We start from the raw sequence: 21,633 nt of genomic DNA, 5'->3' as shown, positions 1-21,633 counted from the left end.
CCGGCCCACCTCGGTCAGCGTGCGCCGGTCATCGCTCCGGATGGCGGTCAGTCGGCCCGGGCGGCGAGGTAGGCGAGCACCGCGGCCCCTGGGGAGCCGCGCTCTGCGAAGACCGTCGTCAACTGATGACCGGGCCAGTCGGGGACGAGGAGGTGCTGATACTGCAGCTCGACGGTCCCGAACTCGTCGATCGAGGCCCGAAGTGGACCGCCGGCGAGGGGACGGGCGTCATGGCGAGCCCAGAGTCGGGCGAACAGCGGACTGCGAGCGGTGAGCTCCTCGACGATCGTCTGCAACCGAGGGCTGCTCGGATCGCTGCTGTAGCGGAGCGCTGCGACCACGGCCGGGGCGCTCACCTCCCACTCCGGGGCGATGGACCGCACCCGATCGTCGAAGTACCCGAGCACGTCGTTCCGCCCGACGTCGAGGAGGCCGCCGCCGATGCGTCGCGCGAGCGCGTTCGATGCGACGATGTCCCGGTTGCCGTCGGTGATGTACGCCCCGGTGTCCGACCAGTGGTCGAGGAGTGTCGTGTCCGGGACGGATCGTCCGGCCGGTGCGGGCGTGCCGGCGTCCAACGGTCGGCGCTCGGCCGGGAAGAGGTCGACGTCGTAGGCGAGCCGGAAGAGGTAGTCCACGGCGTGCTCGTCGAGTCGAAGGGCCCGACCGATGCCCGCCAGCACCTCCTCGGACGGGCGCTGATCCCGCCCCTGCTCGAGGCGGAGGTAGTAGTCGGCGCTGACGTCCGCGAGGGCTGCCACCTCGGTGCGTCGGAGTCCGGCGACCCGCCGCCCGTCCTCCGGGACGAACCCCGCGTCCTCCGGTCGGACCAGTCCTCGACGAGCCCTGAGGTAGTCGCCGAGCGCGGCCGCCCGCGTGATGCCGGTCTCCGATGCTCCCTGCGTCATGGCCCGGTCAGAGTCCGCGCGACACCGCGGCTGCCGCTGCGAGCCACGCCCGCTGCGTGCTCGACCGCAGGGCGTCGTGACGGATGACGCCGTTCTTCAAGGCGGGATCGAAGGGGACGACGACCACGTCGCGCACGTAGGGTCGGAAGTCCTCGGCGTATGCGTTGGCGATCGACGTGTCCTTGGCCTCGGCCTCGGAGACGATGACGACGGCGTTGCGCGCGAGTTCAGCACCGCGCTCGCTCACGCGGCTGACGGCGGTGAGGGTGAGCCGCGCGCCCTCCTTCTTGTCCTCGACGGTCGTGGTCGGGATGACGAGCTGGTCGGTCAGCTCCACCATGCGCCGCCAGTTGGGGGCACCGGCCGAGTTGCCGGAGTCCATGACGATCAGGCGGTAGTACTTCGCGAGGACGCGATGCACGAGGTCGACCTCGTCGGCGGTCACCACGTGCTCGCCATCGGCCGCGGATCGCAGCACCTCGTACTTGTCGCCGGGCTGGTGGTGGACGAACCGCGACAGGTCGGCTCGCTCGGCGCCGGGCGAGAGGAGGTCGCCCGCCGCGGCGAGGAGGTCGAGGACGGTCGAATCATGGCCGCCCTGCTCGGTCCGCCAGCCGAGCGTGCCCATGGTCTCGTTGTTGTCCCAGGCCGCGACGCCGCCACCGCCGTACCGGGCGAAGACGGACGACAGGTTGACGACGGTCGGCGTCTTGTTGGCGCCGCCCTTCTGGTTCGCGACGGAGATGGTGCGACGCCTCGGGAAGTGGCGTGACACGGCGTGGACGTCGTCACGCTCGGCGCGCTCGCTCGCGGACGGCGGCACCGAGAAGCCGAGCTTGTTGAGCAGGCCGGCGAGCCCGTGCTGCGCCGGGCCGATCGTGGGCGGCGCGAGGAACGAGGGTGCATCGCGCAGGTCTCGTCGAGCCGGGGCGGTCGGCTGGCCCGGAGCCTGCTGCTGCTGCTGTGGGACCGGGTGCTGCTGCTGCGCGGGCGCGGCCGGCGGTGCCTGCACCGACTGCTGGACCGGGACCGCCCGCTGCGACGGCACCGGTTGCTGCGCGTTCGGCTGGTTCGAGACCGGCTGGAACGGCGGTGTGCCGAACGCGGGCTGCTGCACGGTCGGGCGCTGCGGCGGGACGGGCTGTGGCGTCGCGGTCGCCTGTGGGTTGGCGGAGACCGGCGGCGTGGGCTGCGCCGGGACCGGCGCAGGTGTCGGCGGCTGGACGGGCGCGGCACGGGGCGGTGTCTGCGGCTGCGCCGGGGCCGGGCGCGCGGGTGCCGGCTGCGAGGGCGTGGGCGGCGGCGCCTGGATGAGCGGCACCCGTTGCGCGGCAGCGGGCGGTGGCGTGGTCCGTTGCGCGGTGCGCGCGGGCGCTGTGGACTGCGGTTCCTCCTGCAGTTCGCCGTCGACACCGATGAGGAGCACGGTGACGCTCGTCGGGTCGGTCACCGTCACGCGGATCGGTCGACCCGACTTCCGGGCCTCCGCCTGCATCAGTTCGACGAGCTGGCGGCGGGCCGTTCCCTCGTCGGTGGCGGTCAGGTACTGCTCGGCGGTGCCGACGCGGAACACGCCGGAATTGTCCGCCAGCAGCGATGCCGTCATCGGCGGGAAGTCCTGTATCGAGGCCTTGTCGATCATGCTCTCACTCCTTCGCGGCGGGGGTGAACCCGTCCCCACTATGCCTTAGTACGCCGCATGTCGGATTTCCGGTCCCAGCCGTGACGCCTCGCCGAGAGTGCTCGTTCTGCGCTCTCAGGCGGCATCAGCGAGCGGGATGGGCACTTTCGACGAGCCTCCGAAGTCGCCGGACCCGAGCGATGAATGATGCGCGGTCGACGAAGAGGTCGTGCGCAGTGACGCGGACGATCCGCCACCCTGCTGCCTCGAACCGCTCCCGGCGAACGATGTCGGTGCGAAATCGGTGCTGGTCGGTGCGGTGCAGGTCGCCTTCGTATTCATACGCGATGCGGAGGCGAGGTTCGGCGAGATCCGGATGGAGCACCGCGGTGCCCCCGTCCACCTGCACGGGTGGATTGACGCTCGGCTCGGGGATGCCCGCGTCGATGAGCGCGAGTCGTAAGTGTGTCTCGGGACGGGAGTCGACGCCGATACGGACGAGTGGCAGGGCAGCGCGGAGAAGCAGAGCCGACCGACGAGAGCCGTAGGTGGTTACAGCAGCAGTGAGTTCGTCGATCGTCGTGTGTATGTCGACGCGCGAGCCGCCTCGAGATCGCGACCCCGATACGAGGAAGTCGCCGACAGCGACGAGGTCGGGCAGCTCGAGCATCGTCGCCAGGAGCGCGAACGTGTCGGCCGGGGCGGTGAGGGTGAAGCCTCGGACCTGTGTCGTGCGGGTCGCCTCGGCAAGCCGGTGACCGACGACGCCTCGGCCACGCGCGGGTTGCACTCCGTGAAGCGCGCCGATGTGGAGGTCCGTGGCCTGCTTGCAGGAGTTCGGAAGCGGGGCGCCGAGGAGCGCCGCCGCAGTGAGATGGCTGAAGACCCACCCTGGTCGGAGCCGAGGGGAGAACGCCGCGCAGCGCCCGAAGACGTTACCCAGGTCGACGTCGACCGAGCGCACACCCCAGAACGGTGCCTCGAGATCACTGCCGCGCAGTCTCCCGTTCGTCTCGCCGTGCAGCGCGCGGTCGCCGACCGCGAACGCCGTGCCGCGGAGCCGTGGCGGGAGCGGGCGATGGCGGGACATCGACCCATCGTGCCGACCTCACTCGGACGCTCGCTGTCGCTCTCCACAGAGTGCCCACCGAGAGTGCGCGTTCGGTCGTTGCCGAGCGGTTCAGAGAGCGGATTGCGCACTCTCGATCGCTCCAGGGCCCGCGAGGCCGACGTACATCGAGCGGTGGAGCTCCGCGACGTGGTCGAAGGCGAGGCGACTCGCTGCTGCCGCATCGCCGATGCGGAGGGCGTCGACGAGCTGGGCATGCTCCTCGTTCGACGCGCGCAGGTACTCGATCCGGTAGGGGATGAAGTAGGAGTACAGCTCGCGGGACACGCGGTGATGGAGGTCGGCCGCGCCCGGCACGCCCGCCGACACCGCCAGCTCGGCGTGGAACGCGGCGTCGGCCTCGCGGAACCGGCTCCAGTCCGGCTCCGTCCGCATGGTCGTCACGAGGTCGTCGAGTCGATGCAGGGACGACGCCTCCGGTTCGGTGGCTGCGAGCGCCGCCAGCCCGGCTTCGAGCGTCGCGCGCTGGTCGATGAGCGTGTGCACGTGGACGGCGTCCTCGCGGTAGGCGGCGATCTCGGGCACGGTGCCCACCGCGGGTGCATCCGCGATGAACGTTCCGCCCGTGTTGCCCTGCCGCCGGACCACGACGCCCTCGTCGCTCAACGCCCGATACGCGCGCCGCACCGACATCTCGCTGACCCCGAACGCTCGAGCCGCTTCCTCGGGTGCCGGGAGCCGTTGGCCGGGCACCAGCATCCCGACCTCCAGCGCCAGCGAGATCCGCGCGCGGACGGTGTCGACGGCGGTCGTGCGTCGGATCGCTCCGAGTGAGGGCGAACCCAGATCCATGGCACCCTCGTCTCGTCGCTGATCGACTCCGCGACCCTGGTTCAGCCGGCGGTCGGTTGGTCGGCGGTCGCCTCGCTCACCGCGCCGTCCGGCTCGGCGTCCAGGGGGAACCGCTTCCCCAACACGATACCGATCAGCATGGCGACCACGGGGATGAGGGCGAGCACGACACTCACGGTGACGCTTCCGCCGGTGACGAGCGTGAAGTTCGACAGCACGAGCCACAGCGCGAACGCGAGTCCGACCACCGCGAGGATCGGGAACACCCGCGCACCCCAGGTGCGGCCGGCGACCAGCTCGGGTCGGCGCGCGAAGAACACGAGGACGGCGATCGAGGTCGTCAGCATGAGCAGCACCATCCCGACGGTCGCCACCCCGGCCATGGATCCGAAGACCCCGACGAGCGGGTCGAGGCCGGCGAGTGCGAGTGCTGCGAGGACGATGGCCGCCGTCACCGTCTGCACGATCGAGGAGGTCGACGGGGAGTGGTGTGCGGGGTGGCGCCGGCCGAGGCGGGCGGGCAGCACCGACTTCTGCGCCAGTGTGAACTGGTAGCGCGCGATGACGTTGTGGAAGGACAGCACGCACGCGAACAGGCTCGTGATGAGCAGCACCTGGACGACATCGCGCATGATCGGGCCGAGGTAGGTCGTCGTCGTGTCGAGCAGGAGGTTGCCCTCGCCGGCGAGCGTCTGCTGGGCGACCGCGACGGCGTTCCCCGCGCCGACGCCCGTCACGAGCGCCCAGCAGGAGATGGCGTAGAACACACCGATGATGACGACGGCCAGGTACGTTGCTCGCGGGATGGTGCGTTCCGGGTTGCGCGCCTCGTCTCGGAAGACCGCGGTCGCCTCGAATCCGATGAAACCGGTGAGGGCGAAGAGCACGGCGACGCCGATTCCACCGGTGAAGATGTTGGCGGGGTCGAAGGTCTCGACCGCGATGCCGTCCGCGCCGCCCGTCGCGAAGATGACGACGTCGAGCACGACGACCACGAGGATCTCGAGCGTCAGGGCGATGCCGAGCACCTTCGCGCTCAGGTCGATGTGCCGGTAGCCGAGCACCGCCACGATCGCCATCGTCGCGAAGGAGTACAGCCACCAGGGCAGGCTCGGGCCGCCGAAGTACGTGACGAGGTCGTCGAGCGCCCACCCCATGTAGCCGTACACGCCCACTTGGATCGCCGTGTAGGCGACGAGTGCGGTGAACGCGGAACCCAGACCGAGGCGAGAGCCGAGTCCGGCCGTCACATAGGAGAAGAACGCGCCGGCTTCGCGGACGAACGGCGTCATGGTGACGAAGCCGACGGAGAAGACGAGGAGGATCACGGCGGCGAGGGCGAAGCCGATCGGGGCTCCGGCGCCGTTGCCGGTGCCGATCGCGATGGGGACGTTGCCGCCGATCACGGTGAGTGGTGCGGCGGCGGCGATCACCATGAAGACGATGGAGCCGGTACCGAGCTGGCCGTCGAGGCGCTGACGCGGCTCGGCGATGGGGTTCACGGTCATGAGGTCACTTTCCAGGGGAGTCTGGGGACTCGGAGGGGGAGGGGAGGAGGGACGGGGTCCTTCAATACAGCTCGGCGCGGCGGTCGGCGAGGTAGGGGTTCTCCTGCCTGGCGCGCTTGGTGGCCTCGGGATCGATCGTGGCGATCATGAGACCGACGGCGTCCGCGTCGAGCGCGTCGAGGACCACGCCGTCCGGGCCGACGATGCTGCTGCGGCCGACGTAGGTGAGGTCCCCTTCGGAGCCGACGCGGTTGACGTAGACGAGGTGGACCTGGTTCTCCCAGGCGCGCACCGGGATGAGCCGCTCGGCGATGTGCGCGTAGGGCTCCATCTGCGCGGTGGGGACGATCACGACGTCGGCGCCGTCGAGGGCCGCCGCGCGGACGGTCTCGGGGAACTCGACGTCGTAACAGATGAGGACGGCGACGCGGACGCCACCCAGGTCGACGGTCGGTGCGAGGGTGTCACCGGCTACGAAGAGCTGTCGGTCCAGCTCGCCGAACAGGTGCGTCTTGCGGTAGCGGAGTAGCTCCGTCCCGTCAGGACCGACGAGGACGAGGGCGTTCGCGACGGCTCCGCCGGGGAGCGGTTCGGGGAGGCCGGCGAGGATCGCGATCCCGGTCTCGCCGGCGATGGCGGCGACCCGGTCGATCAGCTCCGGGGTGGCGAGCGGGGCGAGGCGGTCGCCGAGGTTGTAGCCGGTGATGAACATCTCGGGGGTGACGAGCAGATCCGCGCCGCGATCCGATGCCTGTCGGGCGGCGTCGGCGACGAGCGCGAGGTTCGCCTCGACGTCTCCGAGGACGCCGTGGTGCTGCAGTCCGGCGATGGTCAGCGTCATGGCGGTGGAGCTCCTCTATGGGTGTGCGTCGATGCACTCAGTAAACAGCTCAAAGTGAGTTGTTTGATGTCCATCATGTTTCGATCCGGTTTCGCCCGCAAGAGGGGCGGGACATACTGGTGGCGTGCGTGCCCTTCCTATCGACGTCCCGATCGTGCTCGGCCCCTTCGGAGGCCTGTCCTCCGTCGAACTCACCGCGACGGTGAGTGAGCTGGGCGGCCTCGGTTCCTTCGGCCTGTACGGCTACGACGCCGAACGCATCGAGCGGACGGTCACGGCGCTCCGCGAGCGGACCGCGGCGCCCTTCGCACTGAACCTGTGGCTGCCGCGTGGAGACGAGCTGTCGCCCGACGACTCCGAGGCGTCCTTCGCAGCCGCGGTCGAGGCGCTCCGACCCGTGTTCGACGAGTTGTCGCTCGAGCTGCCCGATCGCCCGGCCCGGTACGTGCCGCCCTTCGACGAGCAGATCGAGGCCGTCCTGGAGGCACGGCCCGCCGTGGTCAGCTTCGTCTTCGGGGTTCCACCGCGGCCGGTGGTCGACGCAGCGCACGAGCAGGGCATCGTCGTGGTCGGGACGGCTACCACGGTTGCCGAGGGACTCGCCCTGCAGGAGGGCGGCGTCGACGTCGTCGTCGGCACGGGCATGGAGGCCGGCGGCCACCGCGTCTCGTTCCGGCGAGCGGCCGAGGACTCCCTCGTCGGTCTGGTCGCCTTGATCCCGCAACTCGTCGACGCTTTGGACGTCCCGGTGATCGCCGCCGGCGGTATCGCCGACCGACGTGGTGTCGCCGCCGCACGGGCGCTCGGCGCCGCCGGTGTGCAGGTCGGGACCGCCTTCCTCCGCACGAGCGTCTCCGCGGCGACGGCCGAGCATCGGGCGGCCATCGTCTCGACGCCCGCCGACGGTACCGTCCTCACGCGCGCGATGAGCGGCAGGCTCGGCCGGGGTGTCCCGAACCGGGTGCTGCGCCAGATCGAGGCCTCGGGGGTCGTCGCCCCGTTCCCGGTCCAGAACTGGCTGACCGGTCGGTTCCGCACCATCGCCTCCGAGCGGGGCGTCGCGGACCTCCAGGGCTTCTGGGCTGGGCAGGCGTCACTGCTGACCCGGGATCGGGCCGATGCCGAGTCCGTCTTCGCGGAACTCGCCGCGGGCCTGTCGGTCCCACCCAGGGCGCCCTGACCCCGGTCCGCGTCGCCCGCAGGACCGCGTAAGCTGGAAGGGACTTCCTGCAAGAGATGAGACGTTCACCGTGCCCAGCATTCCGTTCGACGGCGCCAAGCACGATCGGTACTGGATGGTCCCGATCCTGCGTGCGGTGATCGCGCTCGCCACGGCGGGGGTCGTCACCTTCACGCAGGGCCACTCCTCGCAGTTCGGCCTCGTGGTCTTCGGGGTCTTCACGCTGCTGTCCGGAGCGATCGTCGGCGCCTTCGCGTTCCCGAACTTCTCCGACACCGTGACGCGCGCGTTCTTCCTCGGCCAGGGCCTCATCGGCGTCGTGACCGGCGTCTTCTCGCTGCTCGTGAGCGGCGGCGGGCTGAGCATCTTCCTCTATGTCGTCACCCTGTGGGCGGCCCTCACTGGATTCCTCGAGCTGTACAGCGGGATCCGCTGGCGCGGACGCCTCGCCGCGGCGAAGGACTGGACCGCGGTCGGTGCCTTCACGGTGCTGCTCGCCATCGCGACGCTCCTCGTCCCGCCCGGACTCGAGCAGCGATTCGCCGCCCCGGGAGGTGTCGAGGGTGTCCTCCGTGCGGACATCGTCGTCGTCGGCCTCGTCGGGGCATACGCCGCGATCATCGGCGTCTACCTCGTCATCGGCGGACTGTCGCTGCGGTGGGCGGGCAAGCGCCCGGTCACCGGCGCAGCCACCGACGACACCACCGGCACGGCTGGAGCCGCATCATGAGCAAGCCCAACCGCGACGACGTCCTGCGGCCGATCGAGCTCCTCGTGCTCTCGGGCGTCATGGGGGTCTTCACCGGCGTCGTCGTCCTGATGTCGACCCGCGAGATCGTCCTGTCGCTCATCGGCCTGGGCATCGCGTTCATCGCCTCGCTCGTCGTCCTCGCGATGCTGGCGCTCGCCGTGAAGCCCGACTTCCAGGAGAAGCTCGACCTCGACGAGCAGGACGGCGACGACAAGCGTCCGCCGCGCCCCTCCGGCCACTGACCGTCTCGTCCTTCCGGCCCTGAGCGCTCCCTCCGGTCCTTCGGCGTCTTGCCGGGTCCCGCGCGTTCCCTCCGGTCCCTGAGCGTCCCTTCCGGTCCCTGAGCGTCCCTTCCGGTCCCTGAGCCTGTCGAAGGGCGCACGCCGACAGGCTCGGTGATCGGTCTCCCGTTCCCCGAGCCTGTCGATGGGCGACCTACGGCAGGTAGTCCACCAGGTCGTCGGAGAGCCCGAGGTACGTCGCCGGGGTGAGCTCGAGCAGGCGCTGCTTCGCGGCGTCGCCGATGTCGAGCTTGGAGACGAACTCGACGAGCTCCGCCTGCCCGAGACGCTTGCCGCGCGTGAGCTCCTTGAGGAGCGCGTAGGGGTCCTCGATGCTCGAGCGACCCGCGGTCACCTCGGCGCGGATGACCGTCTGGATGGCCTCCGCGAGCACCTCCCAGTTGTTGTCGAGGTCCGCGGCGAGCACGTCCTCCGCGAGGTCGATCTGTCCGAGGCCGCCGAGGATGTTGTCGAGGGCGAGCAGCGAGTGGCCGAACCCGACACCGATGTTGCGCTGGGCGCTCGAGTCGGTGAGGTCGCGCTGGAGTCGCGAGGTGACGAGGGTGGCGGCGAGGGAGTCGAGGATCGCGCTCGACAGCTCCAGGTTGGCCTCGGCGTTCTCGAAACGGATCGGGTTGACCTTGTGCGGCATGGTCGACGAGCCGGTGGCGCCGGCGACCGGGATCTGCCGGAAGTAGCCAATGGAGATGTACGTCCACATGTCCGTGGCGAGGTTGTGCAGCACGCGGTTGGCGTGGGAGATCTTGCCGTAGAGCTCCGCCTGCCAGTCGTGCGACTCGATCTGCGTCGTCAGCGGGTTCCAGTCGAGGCCGAGTCCTTCGACGAACTCGCGCGAGATGGCGGGCCAGTCCGCATCGGGATCGGCGACGACATGGGCGGCGAAGGTGCCGGTCGCGCCGGAGAACTTGCCGAGGTACTCGTTCGCCTCGATCTGCAGGGCGATGCGCTCGAGTCGGTAGACGGTGACGGCGAGCTCGCGGCCCATCGTGGTGGGCGTCGCCGGCTGGCCGTGCGTGCGGGCGAGCATCGGGACGGCCCGGAAGTCGACGGCCTTGGTGCGCAGGGAGTCGAGGACGAGTCGCAGCTTCGGCAGCCAGATGGCGCGGACGGCCTGCGACACGGTGAGCGCGTAGGAGAGGTTGTTGATGTCCTCGCTCGTGCAGGCGATGTGGGTGAGTTCGGCGATGCGGTCGAGACCGAGCTCGGACAGGCGGTGGCGCACGAGGTATTCGACGGCCTTCACATCGTGACGCGTGACGGCCTCCTTCTCGGCGAGCCAGTCGATGTCGGCCTGGCCGAAGTCGAGGTAGAGCGCGCGGAGCTGTTCGATCTCCGCCGGGGTGAGCGGGGAGGAGCCGAACATCGAGTGCTCGGTGAGGTAGACGAGCCACTCGACCTCGACCTGCACGCGGGCGCGGTTCAGGCCGGCCTCCGAGAGATACTCTCCGAGCGCCGTCACGGCGGGGCGGTAGCGACCGTCGAGCGGGCTGAGCGGTTGGGCGGGGAATTCGGTCATGGGGTGGCTCCCTGGGTCAGTGCTGGTTCGAGCTGGTGGAAGAGGGATCTGCAGGCATGGTCGATCATGCCGAGGACGGTCTCGAACATCTGGGCGTCCGAGTAATAGGGGTCGGGCACGTCGCGGGTCCCGGAGGTGCTGTCGAAGCTCAGGAGCAGGTGCACCTTGGAACGGTCGGCGTCGTTGCCCGCCCAGGCCCGCAGGATGCGTTCGTGACTGCGGTCGAGGGCGACGACGAGGTCGTAGCTGTCGAAGCGGTCGGGGTCGAACTGCTTGGCCCGGTGGGCGGTGGCGTCGTGGCCGTGCGCTCGCAGTGCGGTGACCGTGCGGTGGTCGGCGTGCTCGCCGACGTGCCAGTCGCCGGTGCCGGCGGAGGAGACTTCCACGACCCGCTCCAGCCCGGCGGCCGCGACGAGGTCGGTGAAGACGCTCTCGGCCATCGGGGATCGACAGATGTTGCCCGCGCAGACGAAGCACACGCGGAACGGGGTCGTGCCGGGGTCGGCCTCCCCGAGGGTGTTCATGCGTCTATTCTGGCCGACCGCGCCCGAGCCGTCGAACCGTTCTCAGCTGACTCCGCTCCACAGTCCCCGCGAGCGACATCCCCTCCACATCGAACGGACGGCGCCTCTGGCGATCGGCGGTGCTCCGGCAGAGTCGAGAGCTGTGGCTGGCGCGGGATCAGCACAGAGGGGACGGCGGGGATGGACGACGATGGCATCAGGATGTGCTCGGCCGAGGAGAGCCTCGAGGAGTCGGTCGCCGTGCTCGAATTGCGGTCGCTTCGTCTCGAATCCGTGATGTTCGACCTCGAGGTCTGGATGACGACGCTGGGGGACGCGCGTGCCGGGGCGCGGTGGTCGGGCCCAGCGGCCACGGTGTTCGGGTGGAGTGCGGATGAGCTCGCTCAGCACTTGCGTGCTGCCGCAGCCGCGCTCGATGTCGGTGCAGGCATCGCTCGCGGGGCCGCGACGAGTGCCGTGGCGGATGGACGCGGATGAGTGACGACGTCGTTCTGAGCGGAGGCGGCTCCACGGCCGTGGCGACCGACGACCAGCTGCATCTCGCGCGGGTCACCGCCGCCCTCGCCGAGTGGTGTCTCGACGCGGCGTCCCAGGTCGAGGCGGTCGCCGGTTCAGCGGACACCGGCACCGCCATCCCGACTGCGCTCGCGCGTCCGTGGCTCGACCCTTCGTCGTCCTCAACACCGTCCAGTGCGGGCGGGGAGGCTGCGATGCGCGCAGCCTCCGCCCTGCGGGACGCCGCGGTCGATGCTGAACGTCTGAGCGGGCAGCTCACGCTCGGTGCCGAAGCGTATGGGGCACTCGAGCGCGGGGTGTCTGAACTGTTCGAGTCGATCGCGGGTGCGGGTGCGTGGGTCCTCGGGGCTGTCGTCGGCACGGTGGTGCGGTTCCATGAGACCGACAAGCAGGTGGCGCCTGGCGAGGCGCAGTTCATGGAGGACATGGCGGTCACCTGGGGGCGGTCGCTTCTCGTTCCGTTCGTTGCGCCGGCCGTGGCCGCCTTCGCCCTCATCTCGCTCAACCCGAAGGTCTGGCCTGCACTCGAGGCGACGGCACAGCGGACCCTGCGGAACCTAGGATCCTCTGCTGCGACTGCACGTCTGCTGCGGACGTTCGTCTCCTCGGTCGACGATGCGCTGACCGGAGCCGCTGGTGCACCCGTCCCGTTCCTGCGCGACTACGACCCGCGGACGTCCGGCGGGGTCGCCGGTGTCGCGCTGCTCATCGCCCGTGGAGCAGACACGAGCGGGATCTTCACGCCGGCACCGGTCGACGTCAAGCCGATCCGTCCACCCGGATGGACGGCGCCGGCCGGAGCGCCGGCAGCTCAACCATGGGCGGCCATGGGGCCGCCGCGTAGCCCGTCCGAACTCATGGAGCGGATGCCGGGGAACGCTCCTGGCGCCCCGCAGATCAGGATCGAACACCACGTCGACGAGAACGGCGAAGACGTCTGGATCGTCTGGTCCGGCGGAACCGTCGAGATGCTCCCCGTGCCGGGTTCGACTGAGCCATGGGACGCTCGGAGCAACCTGAACGCTGTCGCAGGTGCGGCGGCGGAGAGCGTGCAAGCGACGATGGAAGCCATGAGACAGGCAGGGATCCCGGAGGGAGCGCGCGTCATGCACGTCGGGTACTCCCAGGGAGGGATCGTCGCAGCGGCCATCGGCGCTTCAGGCCAGTACGACTCGTCGGTCGTCACCTTCGGGGCGCCCGTCGAGACGATCGATCTCCCTGAGGACGTCCCAGCGTTGCACGTGCAGCACGAGGAGGATCCGGTCCCGGCGCTGTCCGGGGAACGGGCGGAACCGGTTGACGGTGGGCGAGTGGCGCGGCGTTCACTGTATGACGGTGGGCCGCCCCCGCCTCCCGCCGACGGAGTCGACGAACCGGTCCCGGCGCATCTGGCGCGGAACTACCTCGACACCGCCCGACTACTGGACGGCTCGAGCGACCCGGGCGTCAGAGATGCCCTTCGTCCGCTCGACGGACTGGCCGATGAAGGGGAGCGGATCATGTACCGGGCCGACAAGGTCCTCCCGTGACCGGGTGGTGGAGCTGAGTGTCAGTCGCGCGTCTTCGGGCGGATGACGATGCCGAGCAGCCAGTTCACGATCGAGATGACGATCGCCCCGAGGACGCCCCACCAGAAGCCGTCGACGGTCAGGCCGAAGCCGAACCAGCCGCTGATGCCTGCGGTGATGAGGAGGAGGAGCCCGTTGATGAGGAGCCCGATCAGGCCGAGCGTGAGGATGTAGAGGGGGAACGCGAGCACCTTGATGACCGAGCCGATGATGGTGTTCACGACCGCGAAGATGAGGGCGACGAGCGCGAAGGTCAGGATCGTCTCGAGCGTGCCGCCGGGCGCGTACGGTGTCACGTTCACACCGGCGACGATGAGGGTGGTGACCCAGATGGCGAAGCCGTTGACGATCAGGTTCAGCAGAAAACGTCCCATGACGGCAATCCTCCCACCCTTGCCACGGCGGGCAAAGGGCCGATTCGGACCGGCGCACTGCATTCCGACGCAGGTATCCTTCGCGGCCTAGACTCGTCGAGTGAGTGACAACCTGCCAACCACCGCCCAGCCGGCCGCTCAGCCGGGCCGGAGCCCGGTCCGTCTCCGTCCGGAGATCGCAGATCTGCCGCCCTACCGCCAGGGCAAGCCGGCCGCACCCGACGCCTTCAAGCTCTCCAGCAACGAGGTCCCGTTCCCGCCGCTCGACGCCGTCCTCTCGGCCATCACCGACACGGCTGCGCACTCCCACCGCTACCCCGACGGCGCCGCACTCGCGTTGCGCACGGCGCTCGCCGAAACCAACGGCGTCACGCCGGAACGCATCCACATCGGGGCGGGCTCGGTCGCACTCCTCAGCCAGTTCATCACCGCGACCGCCGGTCCGGGAGACGAAGTCGTCTTCGCCTGGCGCTCCTTCGAGGCCTACCCCGGTCTCGTGACCGTCGCCGGAGCGACGTCGGTGCGCGTCCCGAACCGGCCCGACGGCTCCCACGACCTCGAGGCGATGGCCGCAGCCGTCACCGACCGAACCCGCGTCGTCATCGTCTGCACGCCGAACAACCCCACGGGCCCGGTCGTCGAGCGCGCCGCCTTCCTCGCCTTCCTCCGCTCCGTGCCGTCCGACGTGCTCGTCCTCCTCGACGAGGCCTACCGCGAGTTCGTCACCGACGATGACGCCGTCAACGGCATCCCGCTCCTCGACGAGCACCCGAACCTCGTCGTGCTCCGCACCTTCTCGAAGGCCTACGGACTCGCCGGCCTCCGCGTCGGCTGGGCCATCGGCCACGAGCTCGTTCTCAACGGCGCCCGTAACGCGGCCATCCCGCTCTCCAGCACCGCGCCGGCGCAGCAGGCGGCCATCGCCGGACTCGCGAACGCCGAAGACATCCGAGCCCGCGTCGCGGTCATCACCGCACGACGCGACGACCTCGCCGCCGCACTCCGCGAGCAGGGCTGGTTCATCCCCGCGGCACAGGGCAACTTCGTCTGGTTCGGCCTCGGCGAGCAGACGGCCGCGGCGAACGAGACCTTCCTCGCGCACGGCATCGTCGGCCGCGCCTTCCCCGGCGACGGCGTCCGCATCTCGATCGGTGAAGCCGAGTCGATCGAACCGCTCCTCGCCGCCGCTGCAGAGATCCTCGCCGGACTGCCGGCCGACCACCCGACACGAGAGGGAGTGCGCTCACGATGAGCCGTTCCGGAGACGACCCCACCGTGCCCAGCGTCCAGTTTATCGACGCGGCCGGCACCTTCGCGCCGAACGAACACGCGGAGCGCTATCAGCCGTTCCTCGATCGCCTGACCGAGACCGACCTGCAGCAGTTCTACCGAGACATGGCGAACGTCCGCGCCTTCGACATCGAGGCGACGAACCTGCAGCGCCAGGGCCAGATGGCGCTGTGGCCGCCGAGTCACGGGCAGGAGGCGGCACAGGTCGGTTCGGCCCGTGCGGCGCGAGCCCAGGACCACATCTTCCCCTCCTACCGCGAACACGTCGTCGCGATGATCCGCGGTGTCGACCCCATCGACATCGTCCGCCTCATGCGCGGCAACACGCACGGCGGCTGGGACCCGGCAGATCCGTCCAACGGCAACATGCACCTGTACACCCTCGTGCTCGCCGCTCAGACCCTGCACGCGACCGGCTACGCGATGGGCCTGAACTTCGACAAGGCCGTCGGCACCGGCGACCCCGACCGCGACACGGCCGTGCTCGTCTACTTTGGCGACGGCTCGAGCTCCGAGGGTGACGCGAACGAGGCGTACATCTACGCCGCCAGCTACCAGACGCCGCAGGTGTTCTTCCTGCAGAACAACCAGTGGGCCATCTCCGTCCCCGTCTCCCGCCAGGCCCGCGAGCCGCTCTACCAGCGCGCCGCCGGGTTCGGCCTCGACAGCGTCCGCATCGACGGCAACGACGTCCTCGCGAGCTACGCGACGGCGGCGAAGCACCTCGACGACGCCCGCGCCGGCCACGGCCCGAGCCTCATCGAGGCGATGACCTACCGGGTCGGCGCCCACACCACGAGCGACGACCCGACGAAGTACCGCACCGACGACGAACTCCAGTCCTGGATCGCCCGCGACCCGATCGTCCGGTTCAAGACGTACCTCCAGGGGCTCGGCGCTTCGGACGCGTTCTTCGCCGAGGTCGACGAGGAGGCCGCTGCGCTCGCCGAGGACACCCGCGTGCGCACGCTCGCACTCGAGGCGCCCGGTCCCGAGCTCATGTTCGAGGGCGTCTACTCCGAACCGCACCCACTCATGGTCGAGCAGCAGGCCTGGCTCGAACGCTACGAGGCCTCGCTCGAAGGAGGCAACGCATGACGATGACCACCATGCCGATGGCGAAGGCGTTGAACGCCGGCCTGCGCAAGGCGATGACCGAGGACGACAAGGTCCTGCTGATGGGCGAGGACATCGGCCCGCTCGGCGGCGTCTTCCGCGTCACCGAGGGCTTGCACGCCGAGTTCGGCGGCGACCGCGTGCTCGACACCCCGCTTGCGGAGTCCGGCATCGTCGGCACCGCGATCGGCCTCGCCATGCGCGGCTACCGTCCGGTGTGCGAGATCCAGTTCGACGGCTTCGTGTTCCCGGCCTTCAACCAGATCACGACGCAGCTCGCGAAGCTCACCAACCGGCACGAGGGCAAGCTGCAGATGCCTGTCGTCATCCGGATCCCCTACGGCGGACACATCGGCGCGGTCGAGCACCACCAGGAGAGCCCCGAGGCGTACTTCGCCCACACCGCCGGTCTGCGCGTCGTCAGCCCGTCGACCCCGAACGACGCCTACTGGATGATCCAGGAGGCCATCGCCTCGAACGACCCGGTCGTCTTCCTCGAGCCGAAGAGCCGCTACTGGCCGAAGGGCGAGGTCGACCTCGACGGCTCGGCCGCGCCACTGCACGGTAGCCGCATCGTCCGCACCGGCACGGAGGTCACCCTCGCCGGACACGGCGCGATCGTGAGCGTCATGCTGCAGGCGGCGGAACTCGCCGCCACCGAGGGCACGAGCGTCGAGGTCGTCGACATGCGCTCGCTGTCGCCCATCGACTACGACCCGCTCGTCGAATCCGTCCGCCGGACCGGCCGCCTCGTCTATGTGCAGGAGGCGCCCGGCTTCACGAGCGTCGGCTCGGAGATCGCGGCGACCGTCACCGAGCGTGCCTTCTACTCGCTCGAGGCACCCGTTCTTCGGGTGTCCGGGTTCGACACCCCGTTCCCGCCGGCGAAGCTCGAAGGCGTCTACCTCCCGGATGCCGACCGCATCCTCGAGGCCGTCGATCGCTCGCTGGCGTACTGAACACCGAAGGAAGACGAGGAACCACGATGAGTGATCTCCAGTTCGAACTGCCGGACGTCGGCGAAGGCCTGACCGAGGCCGAGATCGTCGCATGGAAGGTAGCGCCGGGCGACGCCGTCTCGGTCAACCAGGTGCTGGTCGAGATCGAGACCGCGAAGTCGCTCGTCGAACTCCCGTCGCCGTTCGCCGGCACTGTCGGCGCTCTGCTCGTCGAGGAGGGCCAGACCGTCGATGTCGGGACGCCCATCATCAGCGTGAGCACCGGTGGTGGGGCAGCGACCGCCGAGCCGACCGTGCCCGCACCGGCGGTCGTCGAGTCGGAGGAGGCCACGCTGGCCGCTGACACCGCAGCGAGCGTCTCTCCTGCCGAAGAGCCGCGCCCTGGTGCCGTGCTCGTCGGGTACGGCAGCGCCGGCAGCACCTCGAGCCGTCGCCGTGGCCGTGGCGCGACGCCGGTCGTCGAGCCGGCGAGCCCGGCCGTCACCCCGCAGCCGCCCGTGCGCCGCCAGCCGCCGTCGAGCATCCCCGCCGCGTCCGCGCTGCCGGTCATCGCCAAGCCGCCCATCCGGAAGCTCGCGAAGGACCTCGAGGTCGATCTCACGGCCATCGAAGGCACCGGGCTCGCGGGTGAGATCACCCGCGACGACGTCATCCGCGAGGCCAGCCAGGCGAGCGTGTTCCGCAACATCGAGACGCCGGAGTGGGCCGACGAGCGCGAGGAGCGCATCCCGGTCAAGGGCGTCCGCAAAGCCATCGCGACGGCCATGACCCGCAGCGCCTTCACCGCGCCGCACGTCTCCCTCTTCGTCGACGTCGACGCGACGCGCACGATGGAGTTCGTCAAGCGCCTGAAGAACTCGACGGACTTCGCCGGCGTCAAGGTCTCGCCGCTGCTCATCATGGCCAAGGCGATGATCTGGGCGGTCCGCCGCAACCCCACGGTCAACAGCGAGTGGACCGACCAGGAGATCATCGTCCGCCACTACGTGAACCTCGGCGTCGCCGCCGCGACACCGCGCGGACTGATCGTCCCGAACGTCAAGGAGGCGCAGGCGATGAGCCTGCTCGAGCTGGCGCGAGCCCTCGAGACCCTCACCCTCACGGCCCGCGACGGCAAGACGCCGCCGGCCGACCAGCAGAACGGCACGATCACGGTGACGAACATCGGTGTCTTCGGCATGGACACCGGCACCCCGATCCTCAACCCGGGCGAGGTCGGCATCGTCGCGCTCGGCACGATCAAGCAGAAGCCGTGGGTCGTCGACGGCGAGGTGCGCAGTCGGTTCGTGACGACGCTCGGCGCCTCCTTCGATCACCGCGTGGTGGACGGCGACGTCGCGAGCCGCTTCCTGGCGGACGTCGCGTCGATCATCGAGGAGCCGGCGCTGCTGCTCGACTGAGCACCGGGCCCCTGAGTCATCTCTTCGGTCCCTGAGCCCGTCGAAGGGCGATTTTGAGAATCAGTATCAATAGGCGTAGCGTTGGTGCTCTCACCCCGATCGAGAAGGTTCATCAATGCGCGCTCGCACCCTGCTCCCAGCCTTGGCCATCTTCCCGGCAGCCGCCCTCGTCCTCGCGGGCTGCTCCGGCAGCGGCGCGTCGAGCGCGACCGACGATGGCAAGATCAACATCGTCGCCTCCACGAACGTGTACGGCGACATCGCTTCGAAGATCGGCGGCAAGGACGTCGAGGTGACCTCGCTCATCTCCTCGGCCGCCCAGGACCCGCACTCCTACGAGGCGAGCACGCAGGACCAGCTCTCCATCAAGAACGCCGACCTCGTCATCGAGAACGGCGGCGGCTACGACCCGTTCGTCGACACGCTCCTCGACGCAGCCAAGAACGAGTCCGTCGAGGTCGTCAACGTCGTCGACCTGTCGGGCCTCGCCCCGGACGACGACCACGCAGACGAGCAGCACACGGATGAGGCGCACGCCGAGGACGACGGCCACGACCACATCGAGGGCTTCAACGAGCACGTCTGGTACAGCTTCCCGACGATGGCGAAGCTCGCCGACGAGCTGGCCAAGGAGCTCGGCGAACTCGACAGCGGGAACGCCGCCACGTACACCGCGAACGCGAAGGCCTTCACCGAGTCCCTCGGCACGATCGAGACGGCCCAGGCCGCGATCAAGACCGCACACGACGGCGAGGGCGTCGCCATCACCGAGCCCGTCCCGCTCTACCTGCTCGAGGGCGCCGGACTCGTGAACCGGACCCCCGAGGCGTTCAGCGAGGCGATCGAGGAGGGCACCGACGTGTCACCGACCGTCCTCAAGGAGACGCTCGACCTCTTCGGCGGCGGATCGGTCGCGCTGCTTGCCTACAATGAGCAGACGAGTGGCGGCGAGACCGAACAGGTCAAGACCGCCGCGGAGAACGCAGGCGTGCCGGTGCTGTCATTCACCGAGACCCTCCCGGACGGCAAGGACTACCTCTCGTGGATGACCGAGAACGTCGACGCCGTGGCGGACGCCCTGAATCGATGACCAGCGGTCCGACCAACGACTCAGGCCCCGTCGACGTCCTGGCGCTCGCCGGGGCCGAGCTCGGTTTCGGCGGACGCACGCTCTGGGACGGCCTCGACCTCTCGGTGCGCCCGGGGGAGTTCCTCGCCGTGCTCGGCCCGAACGGCTCCGGCAAGACGAGTCTGCTGCGCACCATCCTCGGGCAGCAGCAGCTCGACCGCGGGACCATCAGGGTCGCCGGAGGCCCGGTGCACCGCGGCGACCGCCGCATCGGCTACATCCCGCAGCAGAAGCTCATCCCCGCCGGCACGCCGATGCGCGGTCGCGATCTCGTCGCCCTCGGCGTCGACGGTCACCGCTTCGGACTCCCCATCCGCACCGCGGCGACGAAGCGTCGGGTCGACGAGCTGATCGCCTCCGTCGGCGCGACCGCCTACGCCGACGGCGCGGTGGGCACCCTGTCCGGTGGTGAGCAGCAGCGGCTCCGCGTCGCCCAGGCGCTCGCAGACGACCCGATCCTCCTCCTCTGCGACGAACCGCTGCTCAGCCTCGACCTCCAGCATCAGCGCGGGGTCAGCGAACTCATCGACCGTCGTCGGCGCGAGCACGACACCGCGGTGGTCTTCGTCACCCACGACGTGAACCCGGTGCTCCCCATGGTCGACCGCATCCTGTACCTCGCGGGCGGCCGGTTCCGGGAGGGCACCCCCGACGAGGTGCTCCGCAGCGAGGTGCTGTCGGAGCTCTACGGCACGCCCGTCGACGTGCTCCGCAGCCACGGCCGGGTCGTCGTGGTCGGCATCCCCGACAGCGAGACCCACCACCATCACCACGACGATCCGCACACCGGTGCGGTGGGGGTCGGCGCATGAACACCGACGACCTCTGGGGACGCCTGTTCAACTTCCAGGACTACGGCGCACTCCTCGAACTCGTGCAGAACTCGATCATCGCCGGCGCGGTCCTGGGCATCGTCGGCGGCCTCATCGGCGTGTTCGTGATGCAGCGGGACATGGCGTTCGCGGTGCACGGGATCAGCGAGCTGTCCTTCGCCGGCGCCGCGGGTGCGCTGCTGTTCGGGGCCAACGTCGTCGTCGGGTCCCTCGCGGGCTCACTCGTCGCCGCGATCCTCATCGGCCTGCTCGGCTCCAAAGCGCGCGACCGCAACTCGATCATCGGGGTGCTCATGCCGTTCGGCCTCGGCCTCGGCATCCTGTTCCTCGCGCTCTATCCGGGCCGGAGTGCCAACAAGTTCGGGCTCCTCACCGGGCAGATCGTCTCGGTCGACGACCCGCAGCTCGGCCTGCTCATCGTCATCAGCATCGTCGTGCTGGTAGCGCTCCTCCTCCTCTGGCGGCCCCTCAGCTTCGACAGCCTCGACCCGGACGTCGCCGCAGCGCGTGGGGTGCCGAGCCGGTTCGTCTCGCTCGCCTTCATGGTGCTGCTCGGGCTCACCGTCGCGGTGTCGGTGCAGATCATCGGTGCGCTGCTCGTCCTCGCACTGCTCGTGACACCTGCGGCCGCGGCGCTCAGGGTGTCGTCGTCGCCCGTCCTCGTCCCGGTGCTGAGCATGCTCTTCGGCTTCGTCTCGGCGGTCGGCGGCATCCTGCTCGCCATCGGTGGATCGCTTCCGATCAGCCCCTACATCACGACGATCTCCTTCCTCATCTACCTCGTCTGCCGCATCGTCGGGCCGCGCACCGCGTCCGGGCGACGTGGTCGTCGGGCACCCGTCGGCGAGACGCGGCACGCCAAGGTCGCGTGATGATCGTGGACCGTGCACCGCGTCCGCGTGGAGCTGCTTCGGAGCGTCCTCCGAGCGGTTCCCGGGTACCCTTGAAGCGACAGGCAGGAGCACCCGTGGCGAAGCGCAACACCTGGCAGCGAGAAGCTGTCCGCGAGGCCCTCGGCGGCAACGACGGATTCATCAGCGCCCAGGGTCTGCACGCCGAACTCCGCGACACCGGTTCGCCGATCGGGCTCGCGACCGTGTACCGCGCCCTCTCCGACCTCGCGGTCGAGGGCGAAGCGGACTCCCTGCAGTCGCCTGAGGGCGAGAACCTCTACCGCGCCTGCACGCCGGGCACCCACCACCACCACCTCATCTGCCGCAACTGTGGTCTCACCATCGAGATCGAGGCCGACGAGGTCGAAGCCTGGGCGCGCTCGGTCGCGTCGCAGCACGGGTTCACCGAGGCGAAGCACGTCGTCGACGTCTTCGGGCTCTGCGAGAACTGCTCGGCGGCGGCCCAGCGCGCGTGAGGCCGGA

General features: G+C 69.8%; 22 protein-coding genes. 13 read left to right on the top strand and 9 right to left on the bottom strand.

Translation table 11 applies throughout. The features are described 5' to 3' along the window. Positions 1 to 47 precede the first annotated feature (47 nt). The 6 genes from GV015_RS02405 to GV015_RS02380 all read right to left on the bottom strand — a co-directional run bounded on the left by GV015_RS02405 (position 48) and on the right by GV015_RS02380 (position 6,799). Positions 48 to 908 carry a helix-turn-helix transcriptional regulator gene (locus tag GV015_RS02405; RefSeq protein WP_159876321.1) on the bottom strand — a complete coding sequence of 287 codons (861 nt, stop codon included), beginning with the start codon at positions 906 to 908 and terminating at the stop codon, positions 48 to 50. Positions 909 to 915: 7 nt separating this feature from the next. After that, complete coding sequence (locus tag GV015_RS02400; protein ID WP_159876319.1) at positions 916 to 2,550, bottom strand: chromosome partitioning protein ParA; 1,635 nt, start codon at positions 2,548 to 2,550, stop codon at positions 916 to 918. 124 nt (positions 2,551 to 2,674) lie between these two features. Beyond that, positions 2,675 to 3,619 carry a hypothetical protein gene (locus tag GV015_RS02395; protein WP_159876317.1) on the bottom strand — a complete coding sequence of 315 codons (945 nt, stop codon included), beginning with the start codon at positions 3,617 to 3,619 and terminating at the stop codon, positions 2,675 to 2,677. 90 nt (positions 3,620 to 3,709) lie between these two features. Continuing rightward, complete coding sequence (locus GV015_RS02390; protein WP_159876315.1) at positions 3,710 to 4,450, bottom strand: FadR/GntR family transcriptional regulator; 741 nt, start codon at positions 4,448 to 4,450, stop codon at positions 3,710 to 3,712. Between the two features lie 41 nt (positions 4,451 to 4,491). Next, the gene (locus tag GV015_RS02385; RefSeq protein ID WP_159876313.1) at positions 4,492 to 5,958 is read right to left on the bottom strand and encodes an APC family permease; all 1,467 of its coding nucleotides are present in this window, start codon (positions 5,956 to 5,958) and stop codon (positions 4,492 to 4,494) included. Between the two features lie 61 nt (positions 5,959 to 6,019). Next, complete coding sequence (locus tag GV015_RS02380) at positions 6,020 to 6,799, bottom strand: carbon-nitrogen hydrolase family protein (RefSeq protein WP_201299332.1); 780 nt, start codon at positions 6,797 to 6,799, stop codon at positions 6,020 to 6,022. Between the two features lie 124 nt (positions 6,800 to 6,923). Here GV015_RS02380 and GV015_RS02375 point away from each other — a divergent pair, with 124 nt between their 5' ends. The 3 genes from GV015_RS02375 to GV015_RS02365 all read left to right on the top strand — a co-directional run bounded on the left by GV015_RS02375 (position 6,924) and on the right by GV015_RS02365 (position 8,972). Further along, complete coding sequence (locus GV015_RS02375) at positions 6,924 to 7,979, top strand: nitronate monooxygenase family protein (protein WP_159876311.1); 1,056 nt, start codon at positions 6,924 to 6,926, stop codon at positions 7,977 to 7,979. A 70-nt stretch (positions 7,980 to 8,049) separates the two neighbouring features. Then, a complete protein-coding gene (locus tag GV015_RS02370; protein ID WP_201299331.1) occupies positions 8,050 to 8,709 on the top strand; it encodes a hypothetical protein in 660 nt (219 codons plus the stop codon). Continuing rightward, entirely contained in the window at positions 8,706 to 8,972 is a 267-nt protein-coding gene (locus GV015_RS02365; RefSeq protein ID WP_056010480.1) for a hypothetical protein, read from the top strand. The genes GV015_RS02370 and GV015_RS02365 overlap by 4 nt, the downstream gene beginning before the upstream one ends. Positions 8,973 to 9,165: 193 nt before the next feature. Here the strand turns inward: GV015_RS02365 and purB are convergent, their stop codons facing one another. Beyond that, positions 9,166 to 10,548 carry an adenylosuccinate lyase gene (gene purB / locus GV015_RS02360; RefSeq protein ID WP_159876309.1) on the bottom strand — a complete coding sequence of 461 codons (1,383 nt, stop codon included), beginning with the start codon at positions 10,546 to 10,548 and terminating at the stop codon, positions 9,166 to 9,168. Then, complete coding sequence (locus GV015_RS02355) at positions 10,545 to 11,072, bottom strand: low molecular weight protein-tyrosine-phosphatase (protein ID WP_079704175.1); 528 nt, start codon at positions 11,070 to 11,072, stop codon at positions 10,545 to 10,547. Before GV015_RS02355 ends, purB begins: the two co-directional genes overlap by 4 nt. A 180-nt stretch (positions 11,073 to 11,252) precedes the next feature. Here GV015_RS02355 and GV015_RS02350 point away from each other — a divergent pair, with 180 nt between their 5' ends. Next, positions 11,253 to 11,549, top strand: a complete 297-nt coding sequence (locus tag GV015_RS02350; protein ID WP_079704174.1) for a hypothetical protein — start codon at positions 11,253 to 11,255, stop codon at positions 11,547 to 11,549. Then, entirely contained in the window at positions 11,546 to 13,117 is a 1,572-nt protein-coding gene (locus GV015_RS02345) for a hypothetical protein (protein WP_159876307.1), read from the top strand. The genes GV015_RS02350 and GV015_RS02345 overlap by 4 nt, the downstream gene beginning before the upstream one ends. A gap of 20 nt (positions 13,118 to 13,137) precedes the next feature. Here GV015_RS02345 and GV015_RS02340 read toward each other — a convergent pair whose 3' ends face one another. Then, the gene (locus GV015_RS02340; RefSeq protein ID WP_159876305.1) at positions 13,138 to 13,530 is read right to left on the bottom strand and encodes a phage holin family protein; all 393 of its coding nucleotides are present in this window, start codon (positions 13,528 to 13,530) and stop codon (positions 13,138 to 13,140) included. A 100-nt stretch (positions 13,531 to 13,630) separates the two neighbouring features. Between GV015_RS02340 and GV015_RS02335 the strand changes: the two genes are divergently transcribed. The 8 genes from GV015_RS02335 (at position 13,631) to GV015_RS02300 (ending at position 21,626) form a co-directional block, all read left to right on the top strand. Then, positions 13,631 to 14,782 carry a histidinol-phosphate transaminase gene (locus GV015_RS02335; RefSeq protein ID WP_236555298.1) on the top strand — a complete coding sequence of 384 codons (1,152 nt, stop codon included), beginning with the start codon at positions 13,631 to 13,633 and terminating at the stop codon, positions 14,780 to 14,782. Beyond that, a complete protein-coding gene (locus GV015_RS02330) occupies positions 14,779 to 15,918 on the top strand; it encodes a thiamine pyrophosphate-dependent dehydrogenase E1 component subunit alpha (protein WP_086472326.1) in 1,140 nt (379 codons plus the stop codon). Before GV015_RS02335 ends, GV015_RS02330 begins: the two co-directional genes overlap by 4 nt. Continuing rightward, positions 15,915 to 16,895 (top strand): alpha-ketoacid dehydrogenase subunit beta, encoded by a 981-nt coding sequence (locus GV015_RS02325; protein WP_370282136.1) that lies wholly within the window; start codon positions 15,915 to 15,917, stop codon positions 16,893 to 16,895. Before GV015_RS02330 ends, GV015_RS02325 begins: the two co-directional genes overlap by 4 nt. A 26-nt stretch (positions 16,896 to 16,921) precedes the next feature. Beyond that, on the top strand, positions 16,922 to 18,295 hold the full coding sequence (locus GV015_RS02320; RefSeq protein ID WP_124767695.1) for a dihydrolipoamide acetyltransferase family protein: 1,374 nt from the start codon (positions 16,922 to 16,924) through the stop codon (positions 18,293 to 18,295). Between the two features lie 115 nt (positions 18,296 to 18,410). Beyond that, positions 18,411 to 19,385 carry a metal ABC transporter solute-binding protein, Zn/Mn family gene (locus GV015_RS02315; RefSeq protein ID WP_159876303.1) on the top strand — a complete coding sequence of 325 codons (975 nt, stop codon included), beginning with the start codon at positions 18,411 to 18,413 and terminating at the stop codon, positions 19,383 to 19,385. Then, positions 19,382 to 20,236, top strand: coding sequence for a metal ABC transporter ATP-binding protein (locus tag GV015_RS02310; RefSeq protein ID WP_079704167.1), 855 nt, complete (start codon positions 19,382 to 19,384; stop codon positions 20,234 to 20,236). Before GV015_RS02315 ends, GV015_RS02310 begins: the two co-directional genes overlap by 4 nt. Continuing rightward, entirely contained in the window at positions 20,233 to 21,129 is an 897-nt protein-coding gene (locus tag GV015_RS02305; protein ID WP_159876301.1) for a metal ABC transporter permease, read from the top strand. Before GV015_RS02310 ends, GV015_RS02305 begins: the two co-directional genes overlap by 4 nt. 95 nt (positions 21,130 to 21,224) lie before the next feature. Next, the gene (locus GV015_RS02300; protein WP_079704165.1) at positions 21,225 to 21,626 is read left to right on the top strand and encodes a Fur family transcriptional regulator; all 402 of its coding nucleotides are present in this window, start codon (positions 21,225 to 21,227) and stop codon (positions 21,624 to 21,626) included. The last annotated feature ends 7 nt before the right edge of the window (positions 21,627 to 21,633 follow it).

This window comes from Plantibacter sp. T3, from assembly GCF_902506515.1.
Lineage (GTDB): Bacteria > Actinomycetota > Actinomycetes > Actinomycetales > Microbacteriaceae > Plantibacter > Plantibacter auratus.
The sequence above is the reverse complement of the archived record's forward strand: the minus strand, read 5'-3'. Positions and strand labels throughout refer to the sequence as shown.